Below are 23627 nucleotides of genomic sequence, written 5' to 3'. Positions count from 1 at the left end.
TAATCAAACCGGCCTTGTACCGCTTTGGCGCTTTCATCACGATAATCTTTGACCTTGTGGGGAAGCGCTTGTATTCGAAACGACAGAACTTTTTTACCGCAATGCGTAACGCGACATGGCAAGGCACTTCGGCCGGTATCGCTTCAAGTTGCGCCGCAAGCTGACAGAACGGCAGTCCGATGAAATTTCTCGATGAAGCAAAAGTCTATATCAAGTCCGGCGACGGCGGCTCCGGCGCCGTTTCCTTCCGGCGTGAAAAATTCATCGAGTTCGGCGGCCCGGACGGCGGTGACGGCGGACGCGGCGGCGACGTCTGGATCGAGGTGGTCAACGGTCTCAATACCCTGATCGACTTCCGCTTCCAGCAGCATTTCAAGGCCTCGATCGGACAGCACGGCATGGGCAAGACCCGCACCGGCGCCAAAGGTTCGGACGTGGTTCTAAAAGTGCCTGTTGGTACCCAGATATTCGAAGAAGATAATGAGACGCTGATCATCGACCTGACCAAGGAAGGCCAGCGCTTTCGTCTTGCCGCCGGCGGCAACGGCGGTTTCGGCAATGCCTACTTCAAGTCTTCGACCAATCAGGCGCCCACCCATGCCAATCCGGGCCTTGCGGGCGAAGAAAAGACGCTCTGGCTTCGCCTGAAGCTGATTGCCGATGCCGGTCTCGTTGGTCTGCCGAATGCCGGTAAATCGACATTCCTTGCGACGGTGACCCGCGCGCGGCCTAAGATCGCCAATTATCCCTTCACTACGCTGCATCCGAATCTCGGCGTCGCGACCATCGACGGCCGCGAATTCGTGCTGGCCGATATTCCCGGCCTGATCGAAGGCGCGCATGAGGGCGTGGGCATTGGCGACCGGTTCCTCGGCCATGTGGAGCGTACCCGCGTGCTTCTGCACCTCGTCTCCGCGCAGGAAGAAAAGGTCGGACAGGCCTATAAGACGGTCAAGGCCGAGCTGGATGCCTATGGCGGCGGCTTGACCGACAAGCCGGAGATCGTTGCGCTGTCGCAGATCGACGTGCTGGACGAAAAAGAATTGAAAAAGAAGGCGAAGGAACTGGAGAAGGCCTGTGGCCGCCCTCCGCTGCTTCTGTCCGCTGCCGCCCATATCGGCATGACGGAGGCGCTGCGCTCCCTTCGCGATATCATTGTCTCGGCGAGCAATGGCGGCGAGACCGCCCTTCCCGATCGTTCGATGCCTGTGGATAGCGAGGCCGAGGAAGAGGACGATCGCCTATGAGCCTCACCCGCAAACCGCTGGGAAGCCACCACCGGATCGTCATCAAGATCGGTTCGGCACTTCTGGTGGACCGGAAAAGCGGGCTTAAAAAAGATTGGCTGAATGCCATCTGCGAGGATATCGCCGCGCTCAAGAAAAACGGCGCCGATGTTCAGGTCGTGTCTTCGGGCGCGATCGCGCTCGGCCGCACGGTGCTCGGGCTGCCCTCCGGCGCATTGAAGCTGGAGGAAAGCCAGGCGGCGGCGGCTGTCGGCCAGATCGCTCTGGCGCGGGCATGGTCGGAAAGCCTGTCGCGGCAAGAGATCGTTGCGGGCCAGATTCTGCTGACGCTGTCCGATACCGAGGAGCGCCGCCGTTACCTCAATGCGCGCGCCACCATCAATCAGCTGCTGAAGATCGGGGCCATTCCGATCATCAATGAAAACGACACGGTGGCGACCACCGAAATCCGCTATGGTGATAATGACCGTCTGGCCGCCCGCGTGGCCACCATGACGGGTGCGGATCTTCTGGTGCTGCTGTCAGATATTGACGGGCTTTACACCGCTCCGCCACATCTCGATCCGGACGCGAAATTCCTCGAGACGATTGCGGACATCACCCCCGAGATTGAGGCCATGGCCGGCGGTGCGGCGTCCGAGCTTTCGCGCGGCGGCATGCGCACCAAGATCGATGCGGGCAAGATCGCCACCGCTGCCGGCTGCGGCATGATCATCGCTTCCGGCAAGACGCTCAATCCGCTGAAGGCGATCGAAAGCGGCGCTCGCTCCTCGTGGTTTGCGCCATCAGGCACGCCGGTGACGGCGCGCAAGACCTGGATTGCCGGACAATTGCAGCCGGCGGGCGAGATTCATGTGGATGCGGGTGCGGAAAAAGCGCTCTATGCCGGCAAGAGCCTGCTTCCCGCGGGCGTGCGGTTGGTGAAGGGCAATTTCGGACGTGGCGATGCGGTCGCCATCATCGGCATGGAAGGCCGCGAGATCGCACGCGGTCTTGCAGGCTACGATGCGGAGGAAGCGCGTCTCATCATCGGTCACAAGTCCAACGAGATCGAGGCTATCCTCGGTTATGTCGGGCGTGCGGCGATGATCCATCGCGACGATCTGGTGATGACCGGCGCTGCCGTTAAAGTAAAAAATGCGAAGAAGGATGAGGTCCATGCCTGAACTGGCCGTGAAGCAGAGCCATGATATCGATGCGCTGATGATGACCATCGGCGCTCAGGCAAAGGCTGCTTCGCGACCGTTGTCCATCGCAAGCACGGATCAGAAGAACCGCGCGCTTCTTGCCATGGCGTCGGCCATCGAGGCATCCAAAGACGTGATCCTTGCCGCCAATAAAAAAGACCTGGCGGCGGCGGATAATACCGGCCTTGCCGCCTCCTTCGTCGACAGGCTCACCCTTAACGATGTGCGGATCGCCGGCATTGCCGAAGGCATCCGCTCGGTCGCGGCGCTGCCCGATCCGGTGGGCGAGATCATTGCTGCCTGGGATCGCCCGAATGGGCTGAAAATCGAGCGTGTGCGCACACCGCTCGGTGTCATCGGCGTGATCTACGAAAGCCGCCCGAATGTGACGGCGGATGCCGGTGCGCTCTGCCTCAAGGCGGGCAATGCAGTCATCCTGCGCGGCGGGTCGGATTCGCAACATTCATCACGTGCTATCCATGCCTGCCTCGTGGAGGGGCTGAAGATCGCGGGTCTTCCCGAACACGCCATTCAGCTGGTGCCGGTAACCGACCGCGCCGCCGTGGGCGCTCTTCTGGGCGGATTGAACGGCACGGTCGACGTGATTGTGCCGCGTGGCGGCAAAAGCCTCGTCGCGCGGGTGCAGTCGGAAGCACGGGTTCCGGTCTTTGCGCATCTGGAGGGCATCTGCCATATCTATGTCGACGGATCGGCTGATCTCGACATGGCGAAACGCATCGTCGTCAACGCCAAGATGCGCCGCACCGGCATTTGCGGGGCGGCCGAAACCCTGCTGGTGGATGCCACCGTGGTTTCCACACACCTCACGCCGATCGTCAGGGCCCTGATCGAGGCCGGCTGCGAAGTGCGCGGCTCGCAGGTCGTTCGCGATGTGGTTGAGGGTGTAAAGGTTGCAACGGAAGAGGACTGGCGCACTGAATATCTCGATGCGATCATTTCGGTTACCGTGGTTGACGGCATTTCCGGCGCGATCGATCACATCGGCACCTATTCGTCCAATCATACCGAGGCGGTGATTGCCGAAGATCCGGCCGTGGTCGAACGTTTCTTCAACGAACTCGATTCGGCCATTCTGCTGCATAATGCCTCCACGCAATTTGCCGATGGCGGCGAATTCGGCATGGGTGCGGAAATCGGCATCGCCACGGGTAAAATGCATGCGCGCGGCCCGGTTGGCGTCGAGCAGCTCACTTCGTTCAAATACCGTGTGCATGGCACCGGCCAGACACGGACCTGATATTTGTCGGCCGAAGCACGCCTCGACAGACGTTATCTTACCATGCCGCATACGGAGCGCGGCATGGTCGTCGGGCTGTTTGGCGGCTCTTTCAATCCGCCGCATGCCGGCCACGCCCTTGTCGCCGAAATCGCGCTGCGCCGGCTGGGTCTCGACCAGCTTTGGTGGATGGTCACGCCGGGCAATCCGTTAAAAAGCCGCTCGGAACTGGCGTCTCTGGAAGACCGCATCGCCGCCTGTGAGGGGCTTGTCAGCGATCCGCGCATCAAGGTGACGGCTTTCGAAAAGTCGCTGGGGATCAGCTATACGGCGAATACGCTGGCCAGGGTGAAAGCAAAAAATCCGCATGTCCGCTTCATCTGGATCATGGGAGCGGACAATCTGAAAAGCTTCCATCGCTGGCAGAAATGGCGAGAGATCGCCGAAACTTTTCCGATTGCGGTGATCGACCGGCCGGGCTCCACCCTCTCCTATCTCTCCTCCACAATGGCGCAGGCGTTCAGCCAGGCGCGAATCGATGAAGACGATGCGGGTGTTTTGTGGAAAAAACAGGCGCCGGCCTGGGTTTTCATCCACGGCCCGCGTTCGACGCTCAGCTCCACGGCGCTGCGCAATGGTCACAAATGACACGCGCGATCACAAATGATGTATGTGCCGACCGTTAAAGCGTCCATATCTTGAAAAGTTCATGCTTTGGTGCCACCTTTGTCAAGCGACGCAGAGAATCGTGTCGCCAGTACCTGTTTTGTCATTCTTGGAAAGGGAAAACCTCTGACAACAGTACACAGCAAGGGAAAAGCTTTTGTTGCTATCCCGAAGGGCCAGGACAGTGGCGACGATGCCGCCGATCATGCCCTCGAAACCGTTCTCGCGAGCCTCGAGGACTCCAAGGCTGAAGATATCGTATCTCTCGACATTGCCGGAAAATCGGCGCTTGCAGACTACATGGTGGTGGTCTCCGGGCGATCGAGCAGGCATGTCTCGGCGATCTGCGAACATCTTCTCAAGGATATGAAGGATGAAGGGTTTGGAAGCGCCCGAGTCGAAGGTCTCGAGACCGGAGATTGGGTGCTGATCGACGCCGGCGATATCATCGTTCATGTGTTCCGTCCGGAAATCCGTGTCTTCTACAACATTGAAAAAATGTGGGCGACGCCGGAAATGCCGGAAGACACGCTGCATTGATGCGGTGAGCCTTTGCCGTTGCACGTCGGGCCTCCCGAATATCCTGTTTGATTTCGGGTCGATGTGTCTGGTCGGAAAGCGAGCCGGCCGCATAGGAATCCGCAGGCTATGCTGTTAAGAGCGTGACCCTGTTGGGTCACGACGAGTGCAGGTTTGCTATGCGGATTTCGATTTTTGCGGTGGGACGGCTGAAATCCGGCCCGGAAAAGGATCTTGCGACCCGTTATATCGAGCGTCTTGCCAAGACCGGCCCGGCGATCGGGCTGGAGTTTTCGCGGGTGATCGAGGTCGCGGAAAGCCGGGCGTCGAATGCGGAGACACGCAAGCGCGAAGAAGCCGCCATGCTGGAGAAGCATCTGGCGGATGGGGCGGTGCTCGTATTGCTGGACGAGCGCGGCAAGGCGCTGGACAGCCCGGCCTTTGCCAATTTTTTTGGCGATCTGCGCGATAGCGGCAAACGCGACCTGATTATCGCGATCGGCGGTGCTGATGGCCTTGATCCTGCTCTTTACGACAGGGCGGCGGCTGTCCTCAATCTCGGCAAGCTGACATGGCCGCATCAGATCGTTCGTATTCTTATTGCCGAACAACTCTACCGCGCCGTCACCATCCTCTCCGGCCACCCCTACCATCGCGTTTGAGCCGGGCTGGCATGCGGATAATCGTCTCAATTTCAACATGAAGCTCCGCGACACGGCCATGTGCGGACGGCTTTGCCGATGGGTTCTTTAAGGCCTCTTGGAAGATCGCTGCAAAATCCCTAATATCGGTGATCCTGCTTCGGCATCAAAGAAAGCTCATATGGACAAGAGGTCTCAACGAAAACGCCACGCTGCCCTTGCGGGCGCGGTTTTCGCTGTCCTCGTCACGGGGATCCTCCCCACTGACAGCGCCTTTTCGCGCGACGACGCGGGAGCGGCGCCAGTCGCCGACGACGGCTCCTCTCCGGAAGCGCTTCAGACGCTCGAAAAGCGCCGCGACCTGAACCGGCAGGATCTGGAAGAGCTGGTCGACAGCATCGGGCTTTCGGAAGACAAGACCCGCAATCTCGAGGAAAGCATTGCGTCCCTTAAACAGGACAGTGCCCGTATCCGGGAAGAACTGATCGCGTCGGCCGCACGCCGCAAGGCGCTGGAAACCAAGATCAGCGACGGAGAAGACCGTCTGGCCAAGCTTTCGGTTCGCGAGGACGGTGTCAAGGCATCCTTGCGCGAGAGGCGCGGCGTCCTGGCGGAGGTTCTGGCCGCGCTGCAGCGTATGGGAAGAAACCCGCCGCCTGCCCTTCTCGTCTCGCCGGAGGATGCGCTCGCTTCGGTGCGCAGCGCCATTCTGCTCGGTGCCGTGGTTCCCGGTATTCGTGGCGAAACCGACAAACTGGTCGCCGCTCTCAAAGAATTGACTGATATCAGACAGGCAATCGCTCGCGAAAAGGAGGATCTTACGGGTATGATGACGGCAAGTCTGGAAGAGGAAAAACGCCTCGACCTGCTGCTTGCCGAAAACGACCGCAGAAATTCCCAGACGGCGGCGGCTTTGGAGGCGGAACGCAAGCGATCCGAAGAGCTTGCGAGCAAGGCAACCAGTCTCGAGGGCCTGGTCGGTTCGCTCGAAGGCGAGATTACCTCGGTGCGGGAGGCGATGGAAAAGGCGCGCGCGGAAGAACAGCGTGTGGCCCGACTTTCCGAAGCGGAACGTGAAAAGGAGCGTGCCGCGGCCGAGGCGGGAATGCCCGATAAAAACCGCATTGCGCCCGCATATCCCTTCGCGAGTTTGAAGGCAAAGCTGGACATGCCGGTGGCTGGAGATGTGTTGCGCCGTTTCGGCGATGCGGATGGTACGGGCCACTTTTCCAAGGGAATTGTCGTCGCGACCGGACCTGAAGCCATCGTGACGGCGCCTGCGGACGGCTTTGTTGTATTTGCCGGAGATTTTCGCAGTTATGGCCGGATGATCATCCTCAATACGGGCGATGGATATCATGTGGTGATGACGGGCATGGACAATGTGAGGACGCGGCAGGGAATGTTTGTGTTCTCCGGAGAGCCTATCGCCTCCATGGGTGCAAAAAGAGTAGCGAGTGCAGCAGCATTGGCGCTGGAAACCGACAGGCCAACGCTCTACATTGAGTTCAGGAAAGATGGTGTGCCGGTTGATTCCCAACCTTGGTGGACCGCAAAAAATACCGGAAGGGCGCACAATGATTCGTAAGGTTTCGCTTCTCCTTATCGGTGGGCTTATGGGCGCCACGGCGATGAGTGTGATTTATTCGGCGAGCATGCCGGCACAGGCGGCCGGGCCTTCGACCTATAAGGAACTATCGATCTTTGGCGACGTGTTTGAGCGTGTGCGTGCGCAATATGTGACGCCGCCGGATGACGAGAAGCTGGTTGAAAATGCCATCAACGGCATGCTTAGCTCGCTCGATCCGCATTCGAGCTTCATGAATGCCAAAGACGCCAACGACATGCGTACCCAGACCAAGGGTGAGTTCGGCGGTCTCGGCATCGAAGTGACCATGGAGAACGAGCTGGTCAAGGTCATCTCGCCGATGGACGATACGCCGGCTTCGCGTGCGGGCATTCTCTCCGGTGACTTCATTTCGGCAATCGACGGTACGCCGGTTCGCGGTCTGAAACTGGAGCAGGCGGTCGAAAAGATGCGCGGTGCCGTCAAGACGCCGATCAAGCTGACGATCATCCGCCAGGGCGCCGACAAGCCGCTTGAATTCACCGTCATGCGCGATGTCATCGCCGTGCGCGCGGTCAAGTCCCGCGTCGAGGGTGATGTCGGTTATCTGCGCGTCATCTCCTTTACCGAGAAGACCTACGACGATCTCGAAAAAGCGATCAAGAAGATCAAGACGGATGTGCCGGCCGACAAGCTGAAGGGCTACGTGCTCGACCTGCGCCTCAACCCGGGCGGTCTGCTCGATCAGGCGATCAATGTCTCCGACGCCTTCCTTGAGCGTGGTGAAGTCGTCTCGACCCGTGGCCGCAACCCCGACGAGACCCGACGCTTCAACGCGACGGCAGGTGATCTGACCGATGGCAAGCCGGTGATCGTGCTCGTCAACGGCGGCTCGGCTTCGGCGTCTGAAATCGTCGCCGGTGCGTTGCAGGATCTGCGTCGCGCGACTGTTGTCGGCACGCGCTCCTTCGGCAAGGGCTCGGTCCAGACGATCATTCCGCTCGGCGAGGCCGGTGCGCTGCGTCTGACCACGGCGCTGTATTACACGCCGTCGGGCAAATCGATCCAGGGCACGGGCATTACGCCTGACATCAAGGTGGAACAGCCGTTGCCGCCGGAATTGCAGGGCCGCGTCACGGCCGAAGGCGAATCCAGCCTGACCGGCCATATCAAGGGTCAGAGCGAAACGGACGAAGGGTCGGGTTCCTCCGCCTATGTTCCGCCGGAAGCCAAGGACGATATCCAGCTCAATTATGCGCTGGACCTGTTGCGCGGCGCCAAGACCGATCCGTCGTTCCCGCCGAACCCGGACAAGGCTGTGGTCAACAAGCAGTAAGATAGATGCGCCGGCCAGCCGGCGCATTTTCTCGATTGCCTAACCGTTTGGACGGATCGTTCATTGCCTTCTGACCTGCGAAAACCGCTTCTGGGTCGTCAGAAAAAAAGCGCCGGTATCAACCGGCGCTTTTCCGTCATTATGGCTGTGTCCGTGCTTGCCGTTCTCGCGATCGGCGGACTTTCGGTCTACACGGCCTTGTCGCCGGGCAATCTGCAAAAGACGGCGACCGGGCCGGACATCCAGCCCCAGCTTCCCGAAAACATGCCGAAAACGGCGGCGGCGGATGTGGAGGATCCCGGCGAAGCGTCTGGTCTCAAGCCGGAAAGCGGTCGCTCCGGCGCCAATATCAATCGGGCGACGATGCCGGACGGCAATGTCGTGTCGGTCTATTCTCCCCGCCCCCGCGACAGCGATGGACCGGTGCTGATGAGCGGCCAGACCTATGGTCAGGATCCGCGTATGGCAACGCGGCCCAATGATGCATTGCTGGAAGAGACCGCATTCGGCAGGTTGCCGGTGGTCGGTGCCGATGGTTTGCGGCCGATGGAGCAATATGCCCGGCCATGGTCCGGAGCGCGCGGCACCCGCGTGGCGATCGTGGTCGGTGGTCTCGGGCTCAGTCAGACAGGTTCGCAAAAGGCGATCCGGGAACTGCCGCCGGAGGTGACGCTTGGTTTTGCCGCGAGCGGCAACAGCCTGCAGCGCTGGATGCAGGAAGCGCGGCGCGAGGGGCATGAAATTCTTCTCCAGATACCGCTGGAGCCTTTCGGGTATCCCGGCACCAATCCCGGCCCGGACACGCTGCTGGCGGGTGACCCGGCGAAGGTCAACATCGACCGGCTGCATCGCTCCATGGCGAAAATCACCAATTATACCGGCATCATGAATTATCTCGGCGGGCGTTTCCTTTCCGAGCAGGCGGCGCTGGAGCCGGTGATGCGCGATGTCGGCAAGCGCGGGCTGCTTTTTCTGGACGACGCCTCATCTGCACAGTCGCTGAGCGGCGGGATTGCAAAAGCCATCTCCGCACCGCAGGGCTTTGCGGATGTTCTGCTCGACGGGGAGGTGACCGAAGCCGCCGTTCTGCGCAAGCTGGACGAACTGGAGCGGATTGCGCGCCGCAACGGCCAGGCGATCGGCGTGGCCTCGGCTTTTGACGAAAGCATTGCTGCAATCTCGAAGTGGTCGCGGGAAGCCGGTGGCCGCGGCATCGAGATCGTCGGCGTTTCTGCGCTTGTTTCGCAGCAGGCGGGGCAGTAAACCTTCCGTGTGGCCATTCCTTTGCGCCTTTTCGGCGCCCAGACATGCGGGTTTCCAATGACAATCAAAGCAGAAGATTTGCCTTACCGTCCCTGTGCGGGGATTATGGTTCTGAACGCCGAAGGCCTTGTCTGGGCCGGCCGGCGTATCAGGGAAGGCAATTCGGAGTATGACGGCTCACCGCAACTGTGGCAGATGCCGCAGGGCGGCATCGATGATGGCGAGCGGCCTTTGACGGCTGCCATTCGCGAACTATACGAAGAAACGGGGATGAAAACGGTGACGTTGCTGGCGGAAGCGAGCGACTGGATCAACTATGATTTGCCGCCCGAACTGATCGGCGTGGGCCTGAAGGGCAAATATCGCGGGCAGGCGCAGCGCTGGTTTGCGTTCCGTTTCGATGGCGACGAGAGCGAGATCCAGATCGATCCTCCGCCGACGGGGCATACGGCTGAATTCGATGCCTGGGGCTGGAAGCCGATGGAAAGCCTTCCGGAACTGATCGTTCCCTTCAAGCGCGCGGTTTACGAGAAGGTCGTTGCGGAATTCCGCCACCTCTCGGGGAAATAAAAAAGGCGGCCACTGGCCGCCTTTTCCTTGACCGATTGCGAAAGCTTATTCCGCTTCGTTGGCGGAATCAGCGTTGAGCTGACCGTATTTTTCTGCGCCGATCTTGCCAAGAAGATCGAGCTGGGTTTCGAGGAAGTCGATATGGCCTTCCTCGTCGATCAGCAGGGCTTCGAACAGCTTCATGGAGACGTAGTCTCCGGCCTCGGAACAGATGTCGCGCGATTTCTTGTAGGACGTCCGTGCGTCGTATTCGCCAGCCAGATCGGCTTCAAGCACTTCCTTGACGTTCTGGCCAATGCGCAACGGAGCCAGGGTCTGGAGGTTGGGATGACCTTCCAGGAAAATAATACGATCGATGATCTTGTCGGCGTGCTGCATCTCTTCGATGGATTCCGCACGTTCCTTCTTTGCGAGCTTGGTGTAGCCCCAATCGTTCAGAAGACGGTAGTGAAGCCAATACTGGTTTACCGCACCGAGTTCTAGAAATAGGGCTTCGTTAAGCCGCTCGATGACTTTTTTGTCGCCTTTCAATGTCCGCTCTCCTGTTTTCTTCATGGAATCGTTTCAAGCGGGACATAAAATCAAAAACATCGGCCTCCGTCGAGTGGCGACGGGCGTGATATTCTTCCGTAGTCTTGATGATCAGGTCGACGACGGTCGGGAAACAGCCGCAGCAGCGACCGCGTTTCTCCATGGCGTGATACACTTTTGCGGGAACGATAAGCTGCCAACAGTCCTCGTCCAGGAACTCGTTAATGACGTCCCGGATATCGTGGTCGGTGATGTAATTGCAGCTGCAAACCAGCATGATGGACTGCCTATATGACACAACACATTGTTTTCATTCTTAAACCAAAACAGGACACCGACTGTCAAGAAAAACATCCCACCAGAGATACGCAAGTATTTTAGATCAATTCTAAACTATACAAAAACTATCGTGTTTTCATTGGTTTAGCAATTGCTACTTATATGTATTTGACGTTCAAGTTTTTGTGCGTGGCCCCTATTTGGCCGATGGCGATCACGGAAAGTTTACTGAGTTTCGCCATCAAGCCGAAATCTCAGGCGAAATACTGCCCGCCATTGGCGGTCATCGTCGAGCCGGTGATGAAGCCAGCCTCGTCGGACACGAGAAACAGGACGCAGCGCGCGATTTCTTCCGGTTCGCCCAGCCGCCCGACGGGAATTTGCGGCACGATCCGTTCGGCCAGCACTTTTTCGGGGATCGCTCTCACCATCTCCGTGCCGATATAGCCGGGGCAGATGGCGTTGACGGTGATGTTGCGGCTGGCCCCTTCCTGGGCGAGGGCCTTGGTGAAGCCGATATCGCCAGCCTTCGAGGCGGAATAGTTGACCTGGCCCGCCTGGCCCTTCTGGCCGTTGATGGAGGAAATATTGACGATGCGGCCGAAGCCGCGGTCACGCATGCCCGGCCAGACGGGGTGCGTCATGTTGAAGACGCCCGTGAGGTTGGTGTCGATGACCTCGCGCCACTGCTGCGGCGTCATCTTGTGAAACATCGCATCGCGGGTGATGCCGGCATTGTTGACGAGGACCTCGACCGGTCCGAAGGTCTCTTCCACTTTCGCGATGCCTTTTACGCAGGCATCGTAGTCGCGAACGTCCCATTGAAACGCGGGGATGCCGGTTTCCTTCTGGAAGGCCTCTGCCCTGTCCGTCGTAAAGGCGTAGTTGACGGCCACCCGGTAGCCGACAGCCTGCAAGGCGCGGGCAATTGCGGCGCCTATGCCGCTCGTCCCGCCGGAAATCAACGCAACCCGGCTCATATCGGCCTCCATGTCCTGAACTGCTTTAGCGGTGCTCAACGGCCACAGAAATGCGGCCAATGGGAGGCCGCTTCTATCCTATTGCCTGCTGAGCCGGAACTGCTGTTTGGAAAGCCACGCAGCGATCTCAGAGCACCTCGATGCACATGGCGACACCCATGCCGCCGCCGATACAGAGTGTTGCAAGGCCTTTCGAGACGTTGCGGCGGCGCATTTCGAAAATCAGCGTATTCAGCACGCGCGCTCCGGAAGCGCCGATCGGATGGCCGATGGCGATCGCGCCGCCATTGACGTTGACGATACCAGGATCAAGGCCAAGCTCGCGCACCACCGCACAGGACTGGGCGGCGAAAGCTTCGTTGGCTTCGACAAGGCCGATATCGCCGATCGACCAGCCTGCCTTGGCCAGTGCCTTGCGTGAGGCGGGGATGGGACCGGTTCCCATGATCTGCGGATCGACGCCGGCTGTCGCCCAGGAAGCAATGCGCGCCAGCGGCTTGATGCTGCGCTTTACGGCCTCCTGCTCCGACATCAAAAGCGTGGCTGCCGCGCCGTCATTAAGGCCGGAGGCGTTGCCTGCCGTTACAGTACCATCCTTGTCGAAGGCGGGGCGCAGCTTCGCCATGGTTTCCAGCGAGACGCCGGCGCGGATGTGCTCGTCCGCATCGATGACGATGTCGGCCTTGCGGCCCTTCACCGTGAAAGGCACGATCTCATCTGCAAAACGCCCGGCGCTTTGCGCGGCTTCGGCCTTGTTTTGCGATGCGACGGCGAACTCGTCCTGTTCGTCACGGGAAAGCTGCCATTGGCGGGCGATATTTTCAGCGGTTATCCCCATGTGGTAGCCGTAGAAGGCGTCGGTCAGGCCGTCCTTCAGCATGGTGTCGATCATCTTGAAATCGCCCATTTTCACGCCGCCGCGCAAATGGGCGCAATGGGGCGCCATGGACATGGATTCCTGTCCACCGGCAATGACGATGGCCGCGTCACCGGTCACGATCTGCTGCATGCCGAGTGCTACGGCGCGCAGACCAGAACCACACAGCTGATTGATACCGAAGGCGGTTGCCTCCGGCGGAATGCCGGCTTTCATCGCCGCCTGCCGCGCCGGGTTCTGTCCTTCGCCAGCCGTCAGCACCTGACCGAGAATGACTTCATCGATTTCATGAGCAGCGATACCGGCGCGCTCCAGCACGGCATTGATGACGGTTGCCCCAAGCTCGTGGGCGGGCGTATTGGCAAAGCCACCATTGAAGGAACCGACGGCTGTGCGCGCAGCGCTGGCAATCACGATTGAAGGCGTCATCTGTTTTCTCCTCACATGCGGGCGGAGACTGGCAAAGCTTTCAGTACAAGTCAAATCCCGAAAGTTGCTTTAAAAGATGTTGCTAAATCATGCCGGAATCTTGCAAAAAATTGCTGCGCAAAAAACAAACTGTTGCGATGCACAAAACATTTGTCAGAGGGCTCATTTTGCGCATACACTTTGCGGCGGGAAGAGCAATAACACCAAAAAACAAGAAAATACCATCATCGCGAGGAGGCGGGCATGGCAAAACACGACGGCGAAACAATCATTAAAAAATATGCCAACAGGCGGCTCTATAATACCGGTACAAGCACCTATGTGACGCTGGACGATCTGGCGCAGATGGTCAAACGCGGTGAGGACTTCAAGGTTCAGGACGCCAAGTCATCCGAAGACATCACCCACGCTGTCCTGACGCAGATCATCGTCGAACAGGAAGCCAAAACCGGCAATACACTTCTGCCAACGGCGTTTCTGCGGCAACTGATCTCTTACTACGGCGACCAGATGCAGATGGTCGTGCCGACATTTCTCGAACATTCGATGAAAACCTTCTCCGATCAGCAAAGCCAGATGCAGGAGCATATGGCCAAGGCCTTCGGCGATAGCTCGCTTGCCCGCAATTTTCAGGCGCCCTTGCAGATGATGGAAGAGCAGATCCGCCGCAACACGGAGCTTTTCCGGCAGGCGATGCAGGGTTTCACGCCTTTCGCAATGCCGCAGGCGCCCAAGGAAAACCGTAAGCCGAATGCGTCTGAAATCGATGAGCTGAAGGCGCAGTTGCGCGCATTGCAGCAAAAACTCGATCAGCTCTGACGGAGGCTGGAGCATTTCGGGTGGGACCCTCGATGCTCTCTCCGGTTCTTCAGTTTGCCGCCCGTTCCGGAACGCGCAGCAACAGCAGAAATCCCAACCCCAGAAACACGATGAGAGTGGCCATGCCGATATGGGCGGAGCCACTTATATAGGTTGCCATCGAAAACGACAGCGTCGCCATGAAACTGGTGGCGCGTCCGGAGAGCGCGTAGATGCCGAAATAGCGTCCGGCCTCGGCGACAGTGATGTTGCGCGCCAGATAGGAGCGGGACGAGGCCTGAACGGGACCGAAGGCAAGGCCGATCAATATGCCATAAAGCAGGTAGGCTTTTTCCGCGCCGGTCGCAAAGATGCCGCCGCCATCCGCCGTCGACAATTGTATCCAGCCGAACAGGGTGGAGCCCTTTTCCGTGGAGACGATGCCGAGTGTGGCCAGCAGCAGAAGCACCAGACTTATGAGGATGGTGATGCGCGAACCGAGTTTCTGGTCAACGCGCCCGGCTGCAAAGCAACCGGCAATGGCGACGACATTGAGGAGGATGCCGAAAAGGCCGATTTCCATCGTCGCCCAGCCGAACATTCCGGCCGCAAATACGCCGCCCAGAATGAGCACGCCGTTGACGCCGTCCTGATAAAGCATCCGTGCGATCAGGAACCGCAACAGGACGGGTCGGTTGCGAAGTTCGCGCAGGGTTGTTCCAAGCTCGGCAAGTCCCGAACGGATCGCCGCTCCGAAGGGCAGGCCCTTGTCGGCATCCGGCGTCAAAAGAAACATTGGCAAAATGAAGAGCAGATACCAGAGTGCGGCTATCGGGCCGGTTATTCTGGCGTCCTCGCCGGTTGCCGGATCGAGACCGAAAAGCGGCGTGATGCCGGCGATGGTCAGCCCGGTCTGCGGGTTGGCGGCCAGCAGCGTCACCACCGCAATCAGCACCACCATGCCGCCAAGATAACCCAGCCCCCAGGCGAGATTGGAAATGCGCCCGACATTTTGCGGATTGGTCAGCCGCGGCATCATGGAATCGTTGAAGACGATCGAAAATTCCGCCGCGATGGAGGCGAGGATCATGCAGACGATCGGCAGGATGATCGGAGACCCCGGTGCCGCAAACCAGAGGAAGAAGAGGCTGACGACCTTGATGGTGGCGAAGAAGGCGATCCACGGTTTGCGCGCGCCGGACTGGTCAGCGATGGAGCCGAGGATGGGCGAAAACAGCGCGATGATGATCGATGAGACCGTCGCCATGTTGCTCCACGTCGCCTGCGCCGAAATCGGATCATCGGTGAGGCGGGCGACAAAATAAGGGCCGAAAACAAAGGTCGTAACGACGGTGAAGAAGGGCTGTGCTGCCCAGTCGAACATGACCCAGCCCCAGACGCCGCGTTTGGCAACCACCGTTTCCGCGTTTGGGGAGGGGACAGTCATTCATCGTCCTATCGAAAAATGGGAAGGATTAATACGTGATGCCGGCGCAAACGTTTTGTCTGCCGCCATCCGGGCGAGTAACCCGGATGGCGTTTTCAGTTGGTCGACTAGCGCGCCTGAACGATATCGCCAAGCAACCCCGCCGCCACGGTGAGGCGCGCAAGGTTGGTGTCGCCGCTTTCGCTGAGCGCACCCAGTTCGGAGACGATGCGATTGACGCGCACGCGGTCGGCCGCATACCAGGCCTGAACCGGGTCCTTCTCCTTGGCATGTTCCGTAAGAGCCGAGATGACGATCCGGCGTCTCGATGAGGCGATCTGGTCCTGGCTGCGTAGCAGGGCAAGGCTCTCGTAGTGATCGGCCGGTGCGATGCGCTGGCTGGCGTCCAGCAGACGCGCGACGCGGAAGGTCGAGGAGACGGTGGCGTAGCTTTCGGCGGCGCGGGCAAGCGTGGTGCCCGCACTTTCGGCGATACGCATGATTTCCGGCACGTAGACCAGCAGGGAAAGCGTATCCAGTTCCTCCAGAAGACCGGCAGGAACACCGGCGATTTCCGTGATGCCAAGTTCGCGGCGATATTTCGCGGCCGCAGGCGACAGCGTCTTGATGGCGGTTTTCAAGCGTTCGATCTCGGTCGCCATATCGCTTGCTCCCGCACCTGCGCTGCGGGTTTGCAGGTAAAGCCTGCTCGCATCGGAGAAGATGCGGGCAATCGTGGCATAAAGCCCGTTCTGGACCTCGCCTGCGATTTTCCCGTCAAGCGCGTCGATCTCGCTCCACAGGCGTTTGAGGCCGAAACCATCCTCGACGATAACCGCCGCCTTGACGACATCCGCCGCGAGAAGGCCGCTCGCATCCGCGAGCTTCTGCACGAAGCCCGGACCGCCACGGTTCACCACGGCGTTGGCAAGTGCGGTTGCGACGATTTCACGATGCAGGCGATGCGCCTTGATGTCGTCCGCATAGTTCTTCTGCATCTTGGCCGGGAAATAGTCGGCCAGCAGATGCTGGAGATAGGGTTCGTCGGGCAGGGTGCTTGCCACCAATCCGTCGAACAGCGTCAGCTTGGCATAGGACAGAAGCACGCCGATTTCCGGCCGGGTCAACGGTTTGCCGGCGGCGTAACGTTCGCTGAGCTCGGCATTGTTCGGCAGTGTTTCGACCTTGCGGTTCAGCTGCCCGGTTGCCTCCAACGCACCCATCAGGCGGCTAAGTTCTTCGCGGTTTGCGAGCCCAAGCCGTTCCGTCAGCGAGATCGCCAGCGATTGCAGGTAGTTGTTGCGCAGCACCAGCTGCGCCACTTCCGGTGTCATGGAGGCGAGAAGCTGGTTGCGCTTCGGCATCGTCAGACGGCCGCTATTGACGGCGGAGGCGAGCGCGATCTTGATGTTGACCTCGACGTCTGAGGAGTTCACGCCGGCCGAGTTGTCGATGGCGTCGGAATTGCAACGTCCGCCCGCCAGCGCATAGGCGATGCGACCCTTCTGGGTGATGCCGAGATTGGCGCCTTCGCCGATGACCCTGGCGCGCAGCTCCGTTGCGTTGACGCGGATGGGGTCATTCGCCCTGTCACCCACCTCGGCATTGGTTTCCACTGCCGCCTTGATGTAGGTGCCGATGCCGCCGAACCACAGGAGATCGGTCGGCGCCTTCAGGATGGCCGTCATAATCTCGAAGGGCGTGGCGACGGATTTGTCGAGGCCGATGGCGGCCACGGCTTCCGGCGTCAGCGTCACCGATTTTTCGGAACGCGAGATGATCATCGCGCCGCCGGAGAGCGTCGAACGGTCGTAATCCTGCCAGCTGGAACGCGGCAGTTCGAAAAGCCGTTTTCGCTCAGTGAAGGATCTTTCGGTATCGGGGTCCGGGTCGATGAAGATGTCGCGGTGATCGAAGGCGGCGATAAGTCTGATCTTTTCCGACAGCAACATGCCGTTGCCGAAAACGTCGCCGGACATGTCGCCCACACCCGACACCGTGAAGGGGGTCGTCTGGATGTCGATATCCATTTCACGGAAATGGCGTTTTACCGTTTCCCATGCGCCGCGCGCGGTGATGCCCATCTTCTTGTGATCGTAACCGGCCGATCCACCCGATGCGAAGGCATCGTCCAGCCAGAAGCCGGCTTCGCGGGCAAGACCGTTCGCCGTATCGGAGAATGTCGCCGTTCCCTTGTCGGCGGCGACCACGAAATAGGGGTCGTCGCCATCCAGCCGCAATGTATCTGCGGGCGGGATGATCGCGTCGTCGACGATGTTGTCGGTAATGGACAGCAGGGTGCGGATATAGGTCTTGTAGGCTTCGCGGCCGGCGTTGAAGACTTCGTCACGGGAGCCGCCGGCAGGCAGGTTCTTCGGGAAAAAGCCGCCTTTGGCGCCGACCGGAACGATCACGGCGTTCTTGACCTGCTGCGCCTTGACGAGGCCGAGCACTTCGGTGCGATAATCCTGTCCGCGATCCGACCAGCGCAGACCGCCGCGAGCGACCTTGCCGAAGCGCAGATGAACGCCTTCGACCTCGGTTCCGTATACGAAGATTTCGCGGAAGGGACGCGGATCGGGCAGACCATCAAGATGTTTCGGATCGAACTTGAATGCCAACAGGTCACGCGGCGTGCCGTCGGCGTTTTTCTGGAAGTAGTTGGTGCGAAGCGTGGCGTCGATTGCGTTGACGTAACGCCGCAAGGTGCGGTCTTCATCGAGATTAGGGACGCCGCTCAATGCCGCTTCGATCGTCTTGTGAATATCGCCAAGCTTTTTCAGTCGCTTCTTTTCGTCGATAGACGGGTCGAACCCGGCCTTGAACAGGGCAAAAATGCTGCGGGAAATGGCCGGATATTTGAAGAGCGTTTCGGAAATATGCTCCTGCGAATAAACGATGCCGGTCTGGCGCAGATAGCGGGCATAGGCGCGCAGGACGGATACTTCGCGCACGGTGAGGCCGCAGGCGAGGATCAGCCGGTTGAAGTTGTCATTGTCGACCTTGCCAGAGAAGGCGGCGAGAAACGCCTCTTCGAGCTTCGGTCCATAATGCGGTAGATCGAGCTCTGCACCGTCGGCAACGGCGAGTTCCATATCATGCAGCACGATGTCGCGCTTTCCGCCATCCGAGATGACACCGATGTCGAAGGTGCGTTCGCTGATGACGTTGAAACCAAGATTTTCGAGCAGCGGCACGCGCCGCGAAAGCGGCAGATGTCCGTCGCGATGGAAGATCTTCAGCGAAAGCGTATCGGCCGACTGTCCTTCCTGCTGGTAAAATTCGATGCGGACCGGCTCGCCTTTCACAGTGGCCAGAATATCCGCCATGTCGCCGATCGCCTCTTCCGGCGTGAATGCTTCCTGATAGGCCTGATCCACCTCCAGCACCGGCGCACCCGGTTCGGAAAGGGCAACGAAGTGGTCTATCCAGCGTGCTGCGATATCGCTGACGGCATCCTCCAACTTGTCCTGGGCGATGCGCGGTGTCTTGCCTTCCGTGCGGCCGACAATGAAGTGGACGCGGGCAACGGCGCCTTCGGGGAAGGCGGGATAATAGGCGGAAATATGCCCGTCATAGACCTTGCTCAGATAGTCGCCGATCTTCTCACGCACATAGGAATTATACTCCTCGCGCGGCACGAAGATGATGGCCGAGACGAAACGGTCGAAACGGTCGATGCGTGCGAGCACGCGCACGCGCGGACGGTCGCTCAGTTCCATGATCTGCTCGATGAAGCGGATCAGAAGATCCGTCTCGATCTGGAAGAGATCGTCGCGCGGATAGGCTTCCAGCGTGTTCTGCAGGATGCGGCCGGAGTGGCTGTTCGGATCAAAACCGAAATGCCGCTCGACATCGGCGATCTTGGCGCGCAGCAGCGGTATGTGCTTTACCGAACGCGTATAGGCGGTGGCGGTGAAAAGGCCGACGATGCGCAATTCGCCGATGACATTGCCGTCTTCGTCGAAGCGCTTGATGCCGATGTAATCCATATAGGCGCGGCGGTGCACGATGGACTTCACATTCGCCTTGGTGACGATGAGGAAATCCGGGCCGTCGAGGAAGGCGAGGATTTCAGGCGTCGTCGTCACGGCATCCTTGCCGAGGCGCAGCACGCGCACATCCGGATCGCTCAGGCTGCCGAGGCCGACGCCGTCGCCACGTTCGATCTTCGCGTTCTTTCCCGTTCCGGAATAGGTGTAGTCGCGCATGCCGAGGAAGGTGAAATTGTCGTTGCGAAGCCAGTTGAGAAACTCCACGGCTTCCGTACGTTCGGCCTTGCGCCGCGACGAACCGCGCTTCGACAATTCGTCGAGCGCCTCGTCGAGTTTCGTCAACATCGGCCGCCAGTCACTGTAAGCGGACTGGACCTGCGCCAGGACGAAACGCAGCCTTTCCTCCAGCGCCGTTGCGGCTGGCTGCGTCAATGGCGCGATATGCAGCTGGATGAGGCTGATATTCTCAGCGGGATCGTCATCGGGTTCCGCAAGGCGGTAACCCGCCTGCGCCGTTGCGTCGGGCACCAGAATGGGGTGGACCGCCAGATAAAGGCCGCGATAGCTGCTGGTAACCTCTCCCATGACGGAATCATAGAGGAAGGGCATATTGCGGCCGATAATGGTAAGGACCGTCACCGGAATGTCCCGGGGGGCGACGCCCTCCACCTGGGCAATGCTGATATGCGGCGCATCGCCAGTCCAGCGCGAAAGCGCCTTGAAACTGTGCGCCGCGCTTGCGGCCAGCATTTCTGCGGAATAATATTCTATGTCATCGGCGCTTGCCCTGCCATAGAGAATACCCGGATCAAGAAATGGCGCATTTTCGGCAATTGCCTGCTGGCGTGCTTTTTCGATCTGTTTTTCGCGTTTTGGATTGTTTCTGTAGCCCATTTGACGTGGATTCCTCCAAAAATCACACTTTAAGTATAAAAAGCGCCGCCAATTTACGGATTTTGCCTTTTCATTCGAATCGGATATTGGCGTGTAATTACGAAGAGTTTAAGAGGCTTTCGTGTTTCTTCAGTCGGGACATGAAATTTTTTTGCTGATTTTGCCATGAGGGCCTGTCGCGAAGCATTTGACAGTATTTCGGTAGCCAATTTATAGACGGTTCTTTGACCGCCATGTGATGTTGCGGCCACGGTCGAAGCAAATTATTGATTTGCGCCAATTTTTGTGGTACACCAACGACACTGATCCACAGCGTGGCATTTGTGTGCCCAAAAACACCACGAAAGCAACACCTCTTTTGCACGCGGTTTCCGTGAAATATCGAGCGTTTATGTTATCGAACCCCGCAATGCGGGAAGGTGTGTTTTTGCGTGCACGGCTGGACCAGTGCGGAGTCACCTGACGGTTCCCCCGTCTCATCAGGGCCTGACCGACCCAACCCCGGTGTCGCCGGGTATGTAACAGGGAGTTTTTAGAACGAATGACGACCCAGCAGAAGAAATCTCCAGCACATCACGGTTTCAAGACCGGTGAAGCGATTGTGTATCCCGCTCATGGTGTCGGTACCATTTCTGCCATCGAGGAACAAGAAGTCGCCGGCATGAAGCTTGAGCTTTTTGTCATCGATTTCGAAAAAGACAAGATGCGTCTTAAGGTTCCCGTCGCTAAAGCCGTCAGTATTGGCATGCGCAAGCTTTCCGAAGGCGATTTTGTCGAGCGTGCACTGAAGGTAGTGCAGGGCAAGGCACGTGTGAAGCGTACCATGTGGTCGCGTCGCGCCCAGGAATATGATGCGAAAATCAATTCCGGCGATCTTATCGCGATTGCGGAAGTCGTGCGCGATCTTTACCGCGCGGAAAACCAGCCGGAGCAGTCCTATTCCGAGCGTCAGCTTTACGAAGCTGCTCTCGATCGCATGGCGCGCGAAATTGCCGCTGTCAACAAGATGTCCGAAACCGAGGCTGTTCGCCTGGTGGAAGTCAACCTTGCCAAGGGTCCGAAGCGCGGCAAGGCCGTCGAAGAGGACGATTCTCAGGAAGAAGCCGCGTAATCACCGGCCTTTTCCTTTTTTAAAAAAACCCGCCAAGAATGGCGGGTTTTTTGTTGGGCGATTGGGGAATGCCCGTCACAGGATGCGAATTTTCGTGCCCTTGTGCATATGGGGCAGGATGCGCCTGATGTCGCGGGGATGGAGAGCGACGCAGCCGGCGGTCGGCTCATATCCCGGGCGGATCATGTGCATGAAGATTGCCGAACCGCGGTTGCGGCTGCGCGAAGTGATGTTCCAGTCAAGCACCAGACAGACGTCGTAGAGGCCATCCTTTCGCATCATCTCCTCATGGCTAGGCGCAAAAGGCGTCTTGACCAGTCTGTTATAATTGGCATTGCGGGGTTCGTCGCACCACAGCATCGATTTCTGCGTCCGCTGCATCGGCAGTACCGTGGCAATGCCGGCGACAAGACGGTCACCGCGATAAAATCCGTGCAGCAGGCGGGTGACGGAAATGGGTGATTTTCCGTCTCCTTCGCGTTTCAGTGCGGTGCGGCCGTTGCGACCGATAGCGGCGGAAAAGGTGAGATGCCCGAGCTGCACGATGGCTCGGCTCATTTTCGAGGGGGCCGGCCGAACCATGAGCGTCAATGCGCGTTTACGTTGTCTAGCAGGCTGTTTGCTCATGTTTTTCACGAGATTTTGCTTTGCAGGTTATCTAACGTGAAGTCATAGCACTTCGTAATATCATGGCAATGGGTTGACCTTTTATCGGCAAACCGCTGAATTGGCTGACGATTGAATAAGAAAGGCTGAGAATCCGAATGACGGCTCGCACTATCCTTCTCGTGGACGACGACGACGATCTTCGGGAGACGCTGACCGAGCAACTGTCTCCTTATGAGGAATTCTCGCTGCTGAGCGGTGCAAACGCCGCACAGGCGATGCAGACTGCCAAAACCGCCCAGGTGGATCTTCTCATCATGGATGTGGGGCTTCCGGACATGGATGGCCGCGAAGCGGTGAAGCTGTTGCGCAAGGGCGGCTTCAAGGCGCCGATCATCATGCTGACGGGGCACGACACCGATTCCGATACGATCCTCGGGCTGGAAGCCGGCGCCAATGATTATGTGACGAAGCCTTTCCGTTTTGCCGTGCTTCTGGCGCGCATCCGGGCACAGTTGCGCCAATACGAACAGAGTGAGGATGCGGTTTTCACCGTTGGGCCCTATCAGTTCAAACCCAGCCAGAAGCTGCTGACGACCGAAGACGGCAAAAAAATCCGGCTGACGGAGAAAGAAGCGGCGATCATTCGTTATCTCTACCGTGCCGGAAGCGCTGTCGTTACCCGTGACGTCTTGCTGGAAGAGGTCTGGGGTTACAATTCCGGGGTGACGACACACACGCTCGAAACGCATGTCTATCGTCTGCGCCAGAAGATCGAGCGAGACCCCTCCAATGCCGAAATTCTGGTGACCGAGAACGGCGGCTACAAGATCGTTCCTTGAGCCGACGCCGTTTTCGCAAATTGCATTTTGCGGATTGAATAGCCGTTTGAGCGTCCTTTTTGCGTCTGGAAGGACGCAAGGCGCTCTGACGTCTTGTATTTTGAAGGCCGATATCCGAAAACGGCTATAGTGGTGCAGGCGGTTTTCTGGAGTAGCGATCAACATGGCCTTGACGGACGACATCATGCTTCTGGGGCAAGTGCCGTTGTTTGCTGGCTTCAGCGACGATCAGCTGCGGTTGATCGCCTTCGGCGCGGAACGCCGGCGCATCTCGGCGGGCCAGACATTGTTCCGGGAACATTCGCCGGCCGAATGCGCCTTTGCGGTGACATCAGGCCATTTCGAGCTTTTCACGGCGGGGCGGGATGGCAAGCCCGTGTTGCAGGCGATGCCCGGCAAGGGTGCGCTGCTTTCCGAGCTGGCGCTTTTCACGCTCTGCGAACGGAAATTCACCGCTGTCGCCGCCGAGGATTCGGAGGTCATCCGGATAACGCGTATCCTCTTTCACCGGCTGGTGGAGGAGTTTCCGGAGGTTGCCGATATCGTGTCCGCACGCATTCGCGACAATATCGCTGCACTGGCAGCGGGAGCGGCCCGTTTGCAGAACCGCTTCGCCTGATTTCAAC

At 58.9% G+C, this 23627-nt stretch carries 21 protein-coding genes; 14 read left to right on the top strand and 7 right to left on the bottom strand.

The annotated features are described in order from the left end of the window. Positions 1-179: 179 nt before the first annotated feature. The 10 genes from obgE (at position 180) to QSK43_RS12760 (ending at position 10233) form a co-directional block, all read left to right on the top strand. On the top strand, positions 180-1247 hold the full coding sequence (obgE, locus tag QSK43_RS12805; RefSeq protein WP_332303742.1) for a GTPase ObgE: 1068 nt from the start codon (positions 180-182) through the stop codon (positions 1245-1247). After that, positions 1244-2413: a glutamate 5-kinase gene (gene proB, locus QSK43_RS12800; protein WP_332303741.1), complete on the top strand. Its 1170-nt coding sequence runs from the start codon at positions 1244-1246 to the stop codon at positions 2411-2413. The genes obgE and proB overlap by 4 nt, the downstream gene beginning before the upstream one ends. Continuing rightward, on the top strand, positions 2406-3692 hold the full coding sequence (locus tag QSK43_RS12795) for a glutamate-5-semialdehyde dehydrogenase (protein WP_332303740.1): 1287 nt from the start codon (positions 2406-2408) through the stop codon (positions 3690-3692). Before proB ends, QSK43_RS12795 begins: the two co-directional genes overlap by 8 nt. Before the next feature lie 3 nt (positions 3693-3695). Beyond that, positions 3696-4319, top strand: a complete 624-nt coding sequence (locus QSK43_RS12790; protein WP_442967827.1) for a nicotinate-nucleotide adenylyltransferase — start codon at positions 3696-3698, stop codon at positions 4317-4319. Between the two features lie 78 nt (positions 4320-4397). Beyond that, a complete protein-coding gene (rsfS, locus tag QSK43_RS12785) occupies positions 4398-4877 on the top strand; it encodes a ribosome silencing factor (protein WP_332303739.1) in 480 nt (159 codons plus the stop codon). Positions 4878-5035: 158 nt separating this feature from the next. Then, positions 5036-5518 (top strand): 23S rRNA (pseudouridine(1915)-N(3))-methyltransferase RlmH, encoded by a 483-nt coding sequence (gene rlmH / locus QSK43_RS12780; RefSeq protein ID WP_332303738.1) that lies wholly within the window; start codon positions 5036-5038, stop codon positions 5516-5518. Positions 5519-5678: 160 nt separating this feature from the next. Next, positions 5679-7085: a murein hydrolase activator EnvC family protein gene (locus tag QSK43_RS12775; protein WP_332303737.1), complete on the top strand. Its 1407-nt coding sequence runs from the start codon at positions 5679-5681 to the stop codon at positions 7083-7085. Next, entirely contained in the window at positions 7075-8400 is a 1326-nt protein-coding gene (locus tag QSK43_RS12770) for a S41 family peptidase (protein ID WP_332303736.1), read from the top strand. The genes QSK43_RS12775 and QSK43_RS12770 overlap by 11 nt, the downstream gene beginning before the upstream one ends. A gap of 63 nt (positions 8401-8463) precedes the next feature. Next, positions 8464-9663: a divergent polysaccharide deacetylase family protein gene (locus QSK43_RS12765; RefSeq protein ID WP_332303735.1), complete on the top strand. Its 1200-nt coding sequence runs from the start codon at positions 8464-8466 to the stop codon at positions 9661-9663. A 57-nt stretch (positions 9664-9720) separates the two neighbouring features. Then, positions 9721-10233, top strand: coding sequence for an RNA pyrophosphohydrolase (locus QSK43_RS12760; RefSeq protein WP_332303734.1), 513 nt, complete (start codon positions 9721-9723; stop codon positions 10231-10233). Positions 10234-10278: 45 nt separating this feature from the next. Here the strand turns inward: QSK43_RS12760 and bfr are convergent, their stop codons facing one another. The 4 genes from bfr to QSK43_RS12740 all read right to left on the bottom strand — a co-directional run bounded on the left by bfr (position 10279) and on the right by QSK43_RS12740 (position 13329). Continuing rightward, positions 10279-10764: a bacterioferritin gene (gene bfr / locus QSK43_RS12755; RefSeq protein ID WP_045019385.1), complete on the bottom strand. Its 486-nt coding sequence runs from the start codon at positions 10762-10764 to the stop codon at positions 10279-10281. Beyond that, on the bottom strand, positions 10730-11041 hold the full coding sequence (locus QSK43_RS12750) for a (2Fe-2S)-binding protein (protein ID WP_045019387.1): 312 nt from the start codon (positions 11039-11041) through the stop codon (positions 10730-10732). Before QSK43_RS12750 ends, bfr begins: the two co-directional genes overlap by 35 nt. Positions 11042-11297: 256 nt before the next feature. Beyond that, positions 11298-12023, bottom strand: coding sequence for an acetoacetyl-CoA reductase (gene phbB / locus QSK43_RS12745; RefSeq protein WP_332303733.1), 726 nt, complete (start codon positions 12021-12023; stop codon positions 11298-11300). A gap of 127 nt (positions 12024-12150) precedes the next feature. Next, positions 12151-13329 carry an acetyl-CoA C-acetyltransferase gene (locus QSK43_RS12740; RefSeq protein WP_332303732.1) on the bottom strand — a complete coding sequence of 393 codons (1179 nt, stop codon included), beginning with the start codon at positions 13327-13329 and terminating at the stop codon, positions 12151-12153. Positions 13330-13572: 243 nt separating this feature from the next. Here QSK43_RS12740 and phaR point away from each other — a divergent pair, with 243 nt between their 5' ends. After that, positions 13573-14148, top strand: a complete 576-nt coding sequence (gene phaR / locus QSK43_RS12735) for a polyhydroxyalkanoate synthesis repressor PhaR (RefSeq protein WP_332303731.1) — start codon at positions 13573-13575, stop codon at positions 14146-14148. A gap of 49 nt (positions 14149-14197) precedes the next feature. Here the strand turns inward: phaR and QSK43_RS12730 are convergent, their stop codons facing one another. After that, the gene (locus QSK43_RS12730; RefSeq protein ID WP_332303730.1) at positions 14198-15574 is read right to left on the bottom strand and encodes an MFS transporter; all 1377 of its coding nucleotides are present in this window, start codon (positions 15572-15574) and stop codon (positions 14198-14200) included. Positions 15575-15681: 107 nt separating this feature from the next. Next, positions 15682-20442 carry an NAD-glutamate dehydrogenase gene (locus tag QSK43_RS12725; protein ID WP_332303729.1) on the bottom strand — a complete coding sequence of 1587 codons (4761 nt, stop codon included), beginning with the start codon at positions 20440-20442 and terminating at the stop codon, positions 15682-15684. A 541-nt stretch (positions 20443-20983) separates the two neighbouring features. Here QSK43_RS12725 and QSK43_RS12720 point away from each other — a divergent pair. Continuing rightward, positions 20984-21553, top strand: a complete 570-nt coding sequence (locus QSK43_RS12720) for a CarD family transcriptional regulator (protein ID WP_003492641.1) — start codon at positions 20984-20986, stop codon at positions 21551-21553. Between the two features lie 75 nt (positions 21554-21628). Here the strand turns inward: QSK43_RS12720 and QSK43_RS12715 are convergent, their stop codons facing one another. Further along, entirely contained in the window at positions 21629-22135 is a 507-nt protein-coding gene (locus QSK43_RS12715; protein ID WP_332303819.1) for a L,D-transpeptidase family protein, read from the bottom strand. Between the two features lie 182 nt (positions 22136-22317). Here QSK43_RS12715 and QSK43_RS12710 point away from each other — a divergent pair, with 182 nt between their 5' ends. After that, the gene (locus QSK43_RS12710) at positions 22318-23001 is read left to right on the top strand and encodes a response regulator transcription factor (protein ID WP_003492637.1); all 684 of its coding nucleotides are present in this window, start codon (positions 22318-22320) and stop codon (positions 22999-23001) included. A gap of 163 nt (positions 23002-23164) precedes the next feature. Next, a complete protein-coding gene (locus QSK43_RS12705; protein WP_332303728.1) occupies positions 23165-23620 on the top strand; it encodes a cyclic nucleotide-binding domain-containing protein in 456 nt (151 codons plus the stop codon). Positions 23621-23627: the final 7 nt, after the last annotated feature.

This window comes from Rhizobium sp. GR12 (assembly GCF_036596185.1).
GTDB classification, from domain to species: Bacteria; Pseudomonadota; Alphaproteobacteria; order Rhizobiales; family Rhizobiaceae; genus Agrobacterium; species Agrobacterium nepotum.
This window is presented reverse-complemented; position numbering and strand designations above follow the sequence as displayed.

Bases quoted from the DNA above. Each gene is read 5' to 3' on its own strand.
- obgE (WP_332303742.1), top strand. From the start codon at position 180: ATGAAATTTCTCGATGAAGCAAAAGTCTATATCAAGTCCGGCGACGGC.
- proB (WP_332303741.1), top strand. From the start codon at position 1,244: ATGAGCCTCACCCGCAAACCGCTGGGAAGCCACCACCGGATCGTCATC.
- QSK43_RS12795 (WP_332303740.1), top strand. From the start codon at position 2,406: ATGCCTGAACTGGCCGTGAAGCAGAGCCATGATATCGATGCGCTGATG.
- rlmH (WP_332303738.1), top strand. From the start codon at position 5,036: ATGCGGATTTCGATTTTTGCGGTGGGACGGCTGAAATCCGGCCCGGAA.
- QSK43_RS12775 (WP_332303737.1), top strand. From the start codon at position 5,679: ATGGACAAGAGGTCTCAACGAAAACGCCACGCTGCCCTTGCGGGCGCG.
- QSK43_RS12770 (WP_332303736.1), top strand. From the start codon at position 7,075: ATGATTCGTAAGGTTTCGCTTCTCCTTATCGGTGGGCTTATGGGCGCC.
- QSK43_RS12760 (WP_332303734.1), top strand. From the start codon at position 9,721: ATGACAATCAAAGCAGAAGATTTGCCTTACCGTCCCTGTGCGGGGATT.
- QSK43_RS12750 (WP_045019387.1), bottom strand. From the start codon at position 11,041: ATGCTGGTTTGCAGCTGCAATTACATCACCGACCACGATATCCGGGAC.
- phbB (WP_332303733.1), bottom strand. From the start codon at position 12,023: ATGAGCCGGGTTGCGTTGATTTCCGGCGGGACGAGCGGCATAGGCGCC.
- QSK43_RS12740 (WP_332303732.1), bottom strand. From the start codon at position 13,329: ATGACGCCTTCAATCGTGATTGCCAGCGCTGCGCGCACAGCCGTCGGT.
- phaR (WP_332303731.1), top strand. From the start codon at position 13,573: ATGGCAAAACACGACGGCGAAACAATCATTAAAAAATATGCCAACAGG.
- QSK43_RS12730 (WP_332303730.1), bottom strand. From the start codon at position 15,574: ATGACTGTCCCCTCCCCAAACGCGGAAACGGTGGTTGCCAAACGCGGC.
- QSK43_RS12725 (WP_332303729.1), bottom strand. From the start codon at position 20,442: ATGGGCTACAGAAACAATCCAAAACGCGAAAAACAGATCGAAAAAGCA.
- QSK43_RS12720 (WP_003492641.1), top strand. From the start codon at position 20,984: ATGACGACCCAGCAGAAGAAATCTCCAGCACATCACGGTTTCAAGACC.
- QSK43_RS12715 (WP_332303819.1), bottom strand. From the start codon at position 22,135: ATGGTTCGGCCGGCCCCCTCGAAAATGAGCCGAGCCATCGTGCAGCTC.
- QSK43_RS12710 (WP_003492637.1), top strand. From the start codon at position 22,318: ATGACGGCTCGCACTATCCTTCTCGTGGACGACGACGACGATCTTCGG.
- QSK43_RS12705 (WP_332303728.1), top strand. From the start codon at position 23,165: ATGGCCTTGACGGACGACATCATGCTTCTGGGGCAAGTGCCGTTGTTT.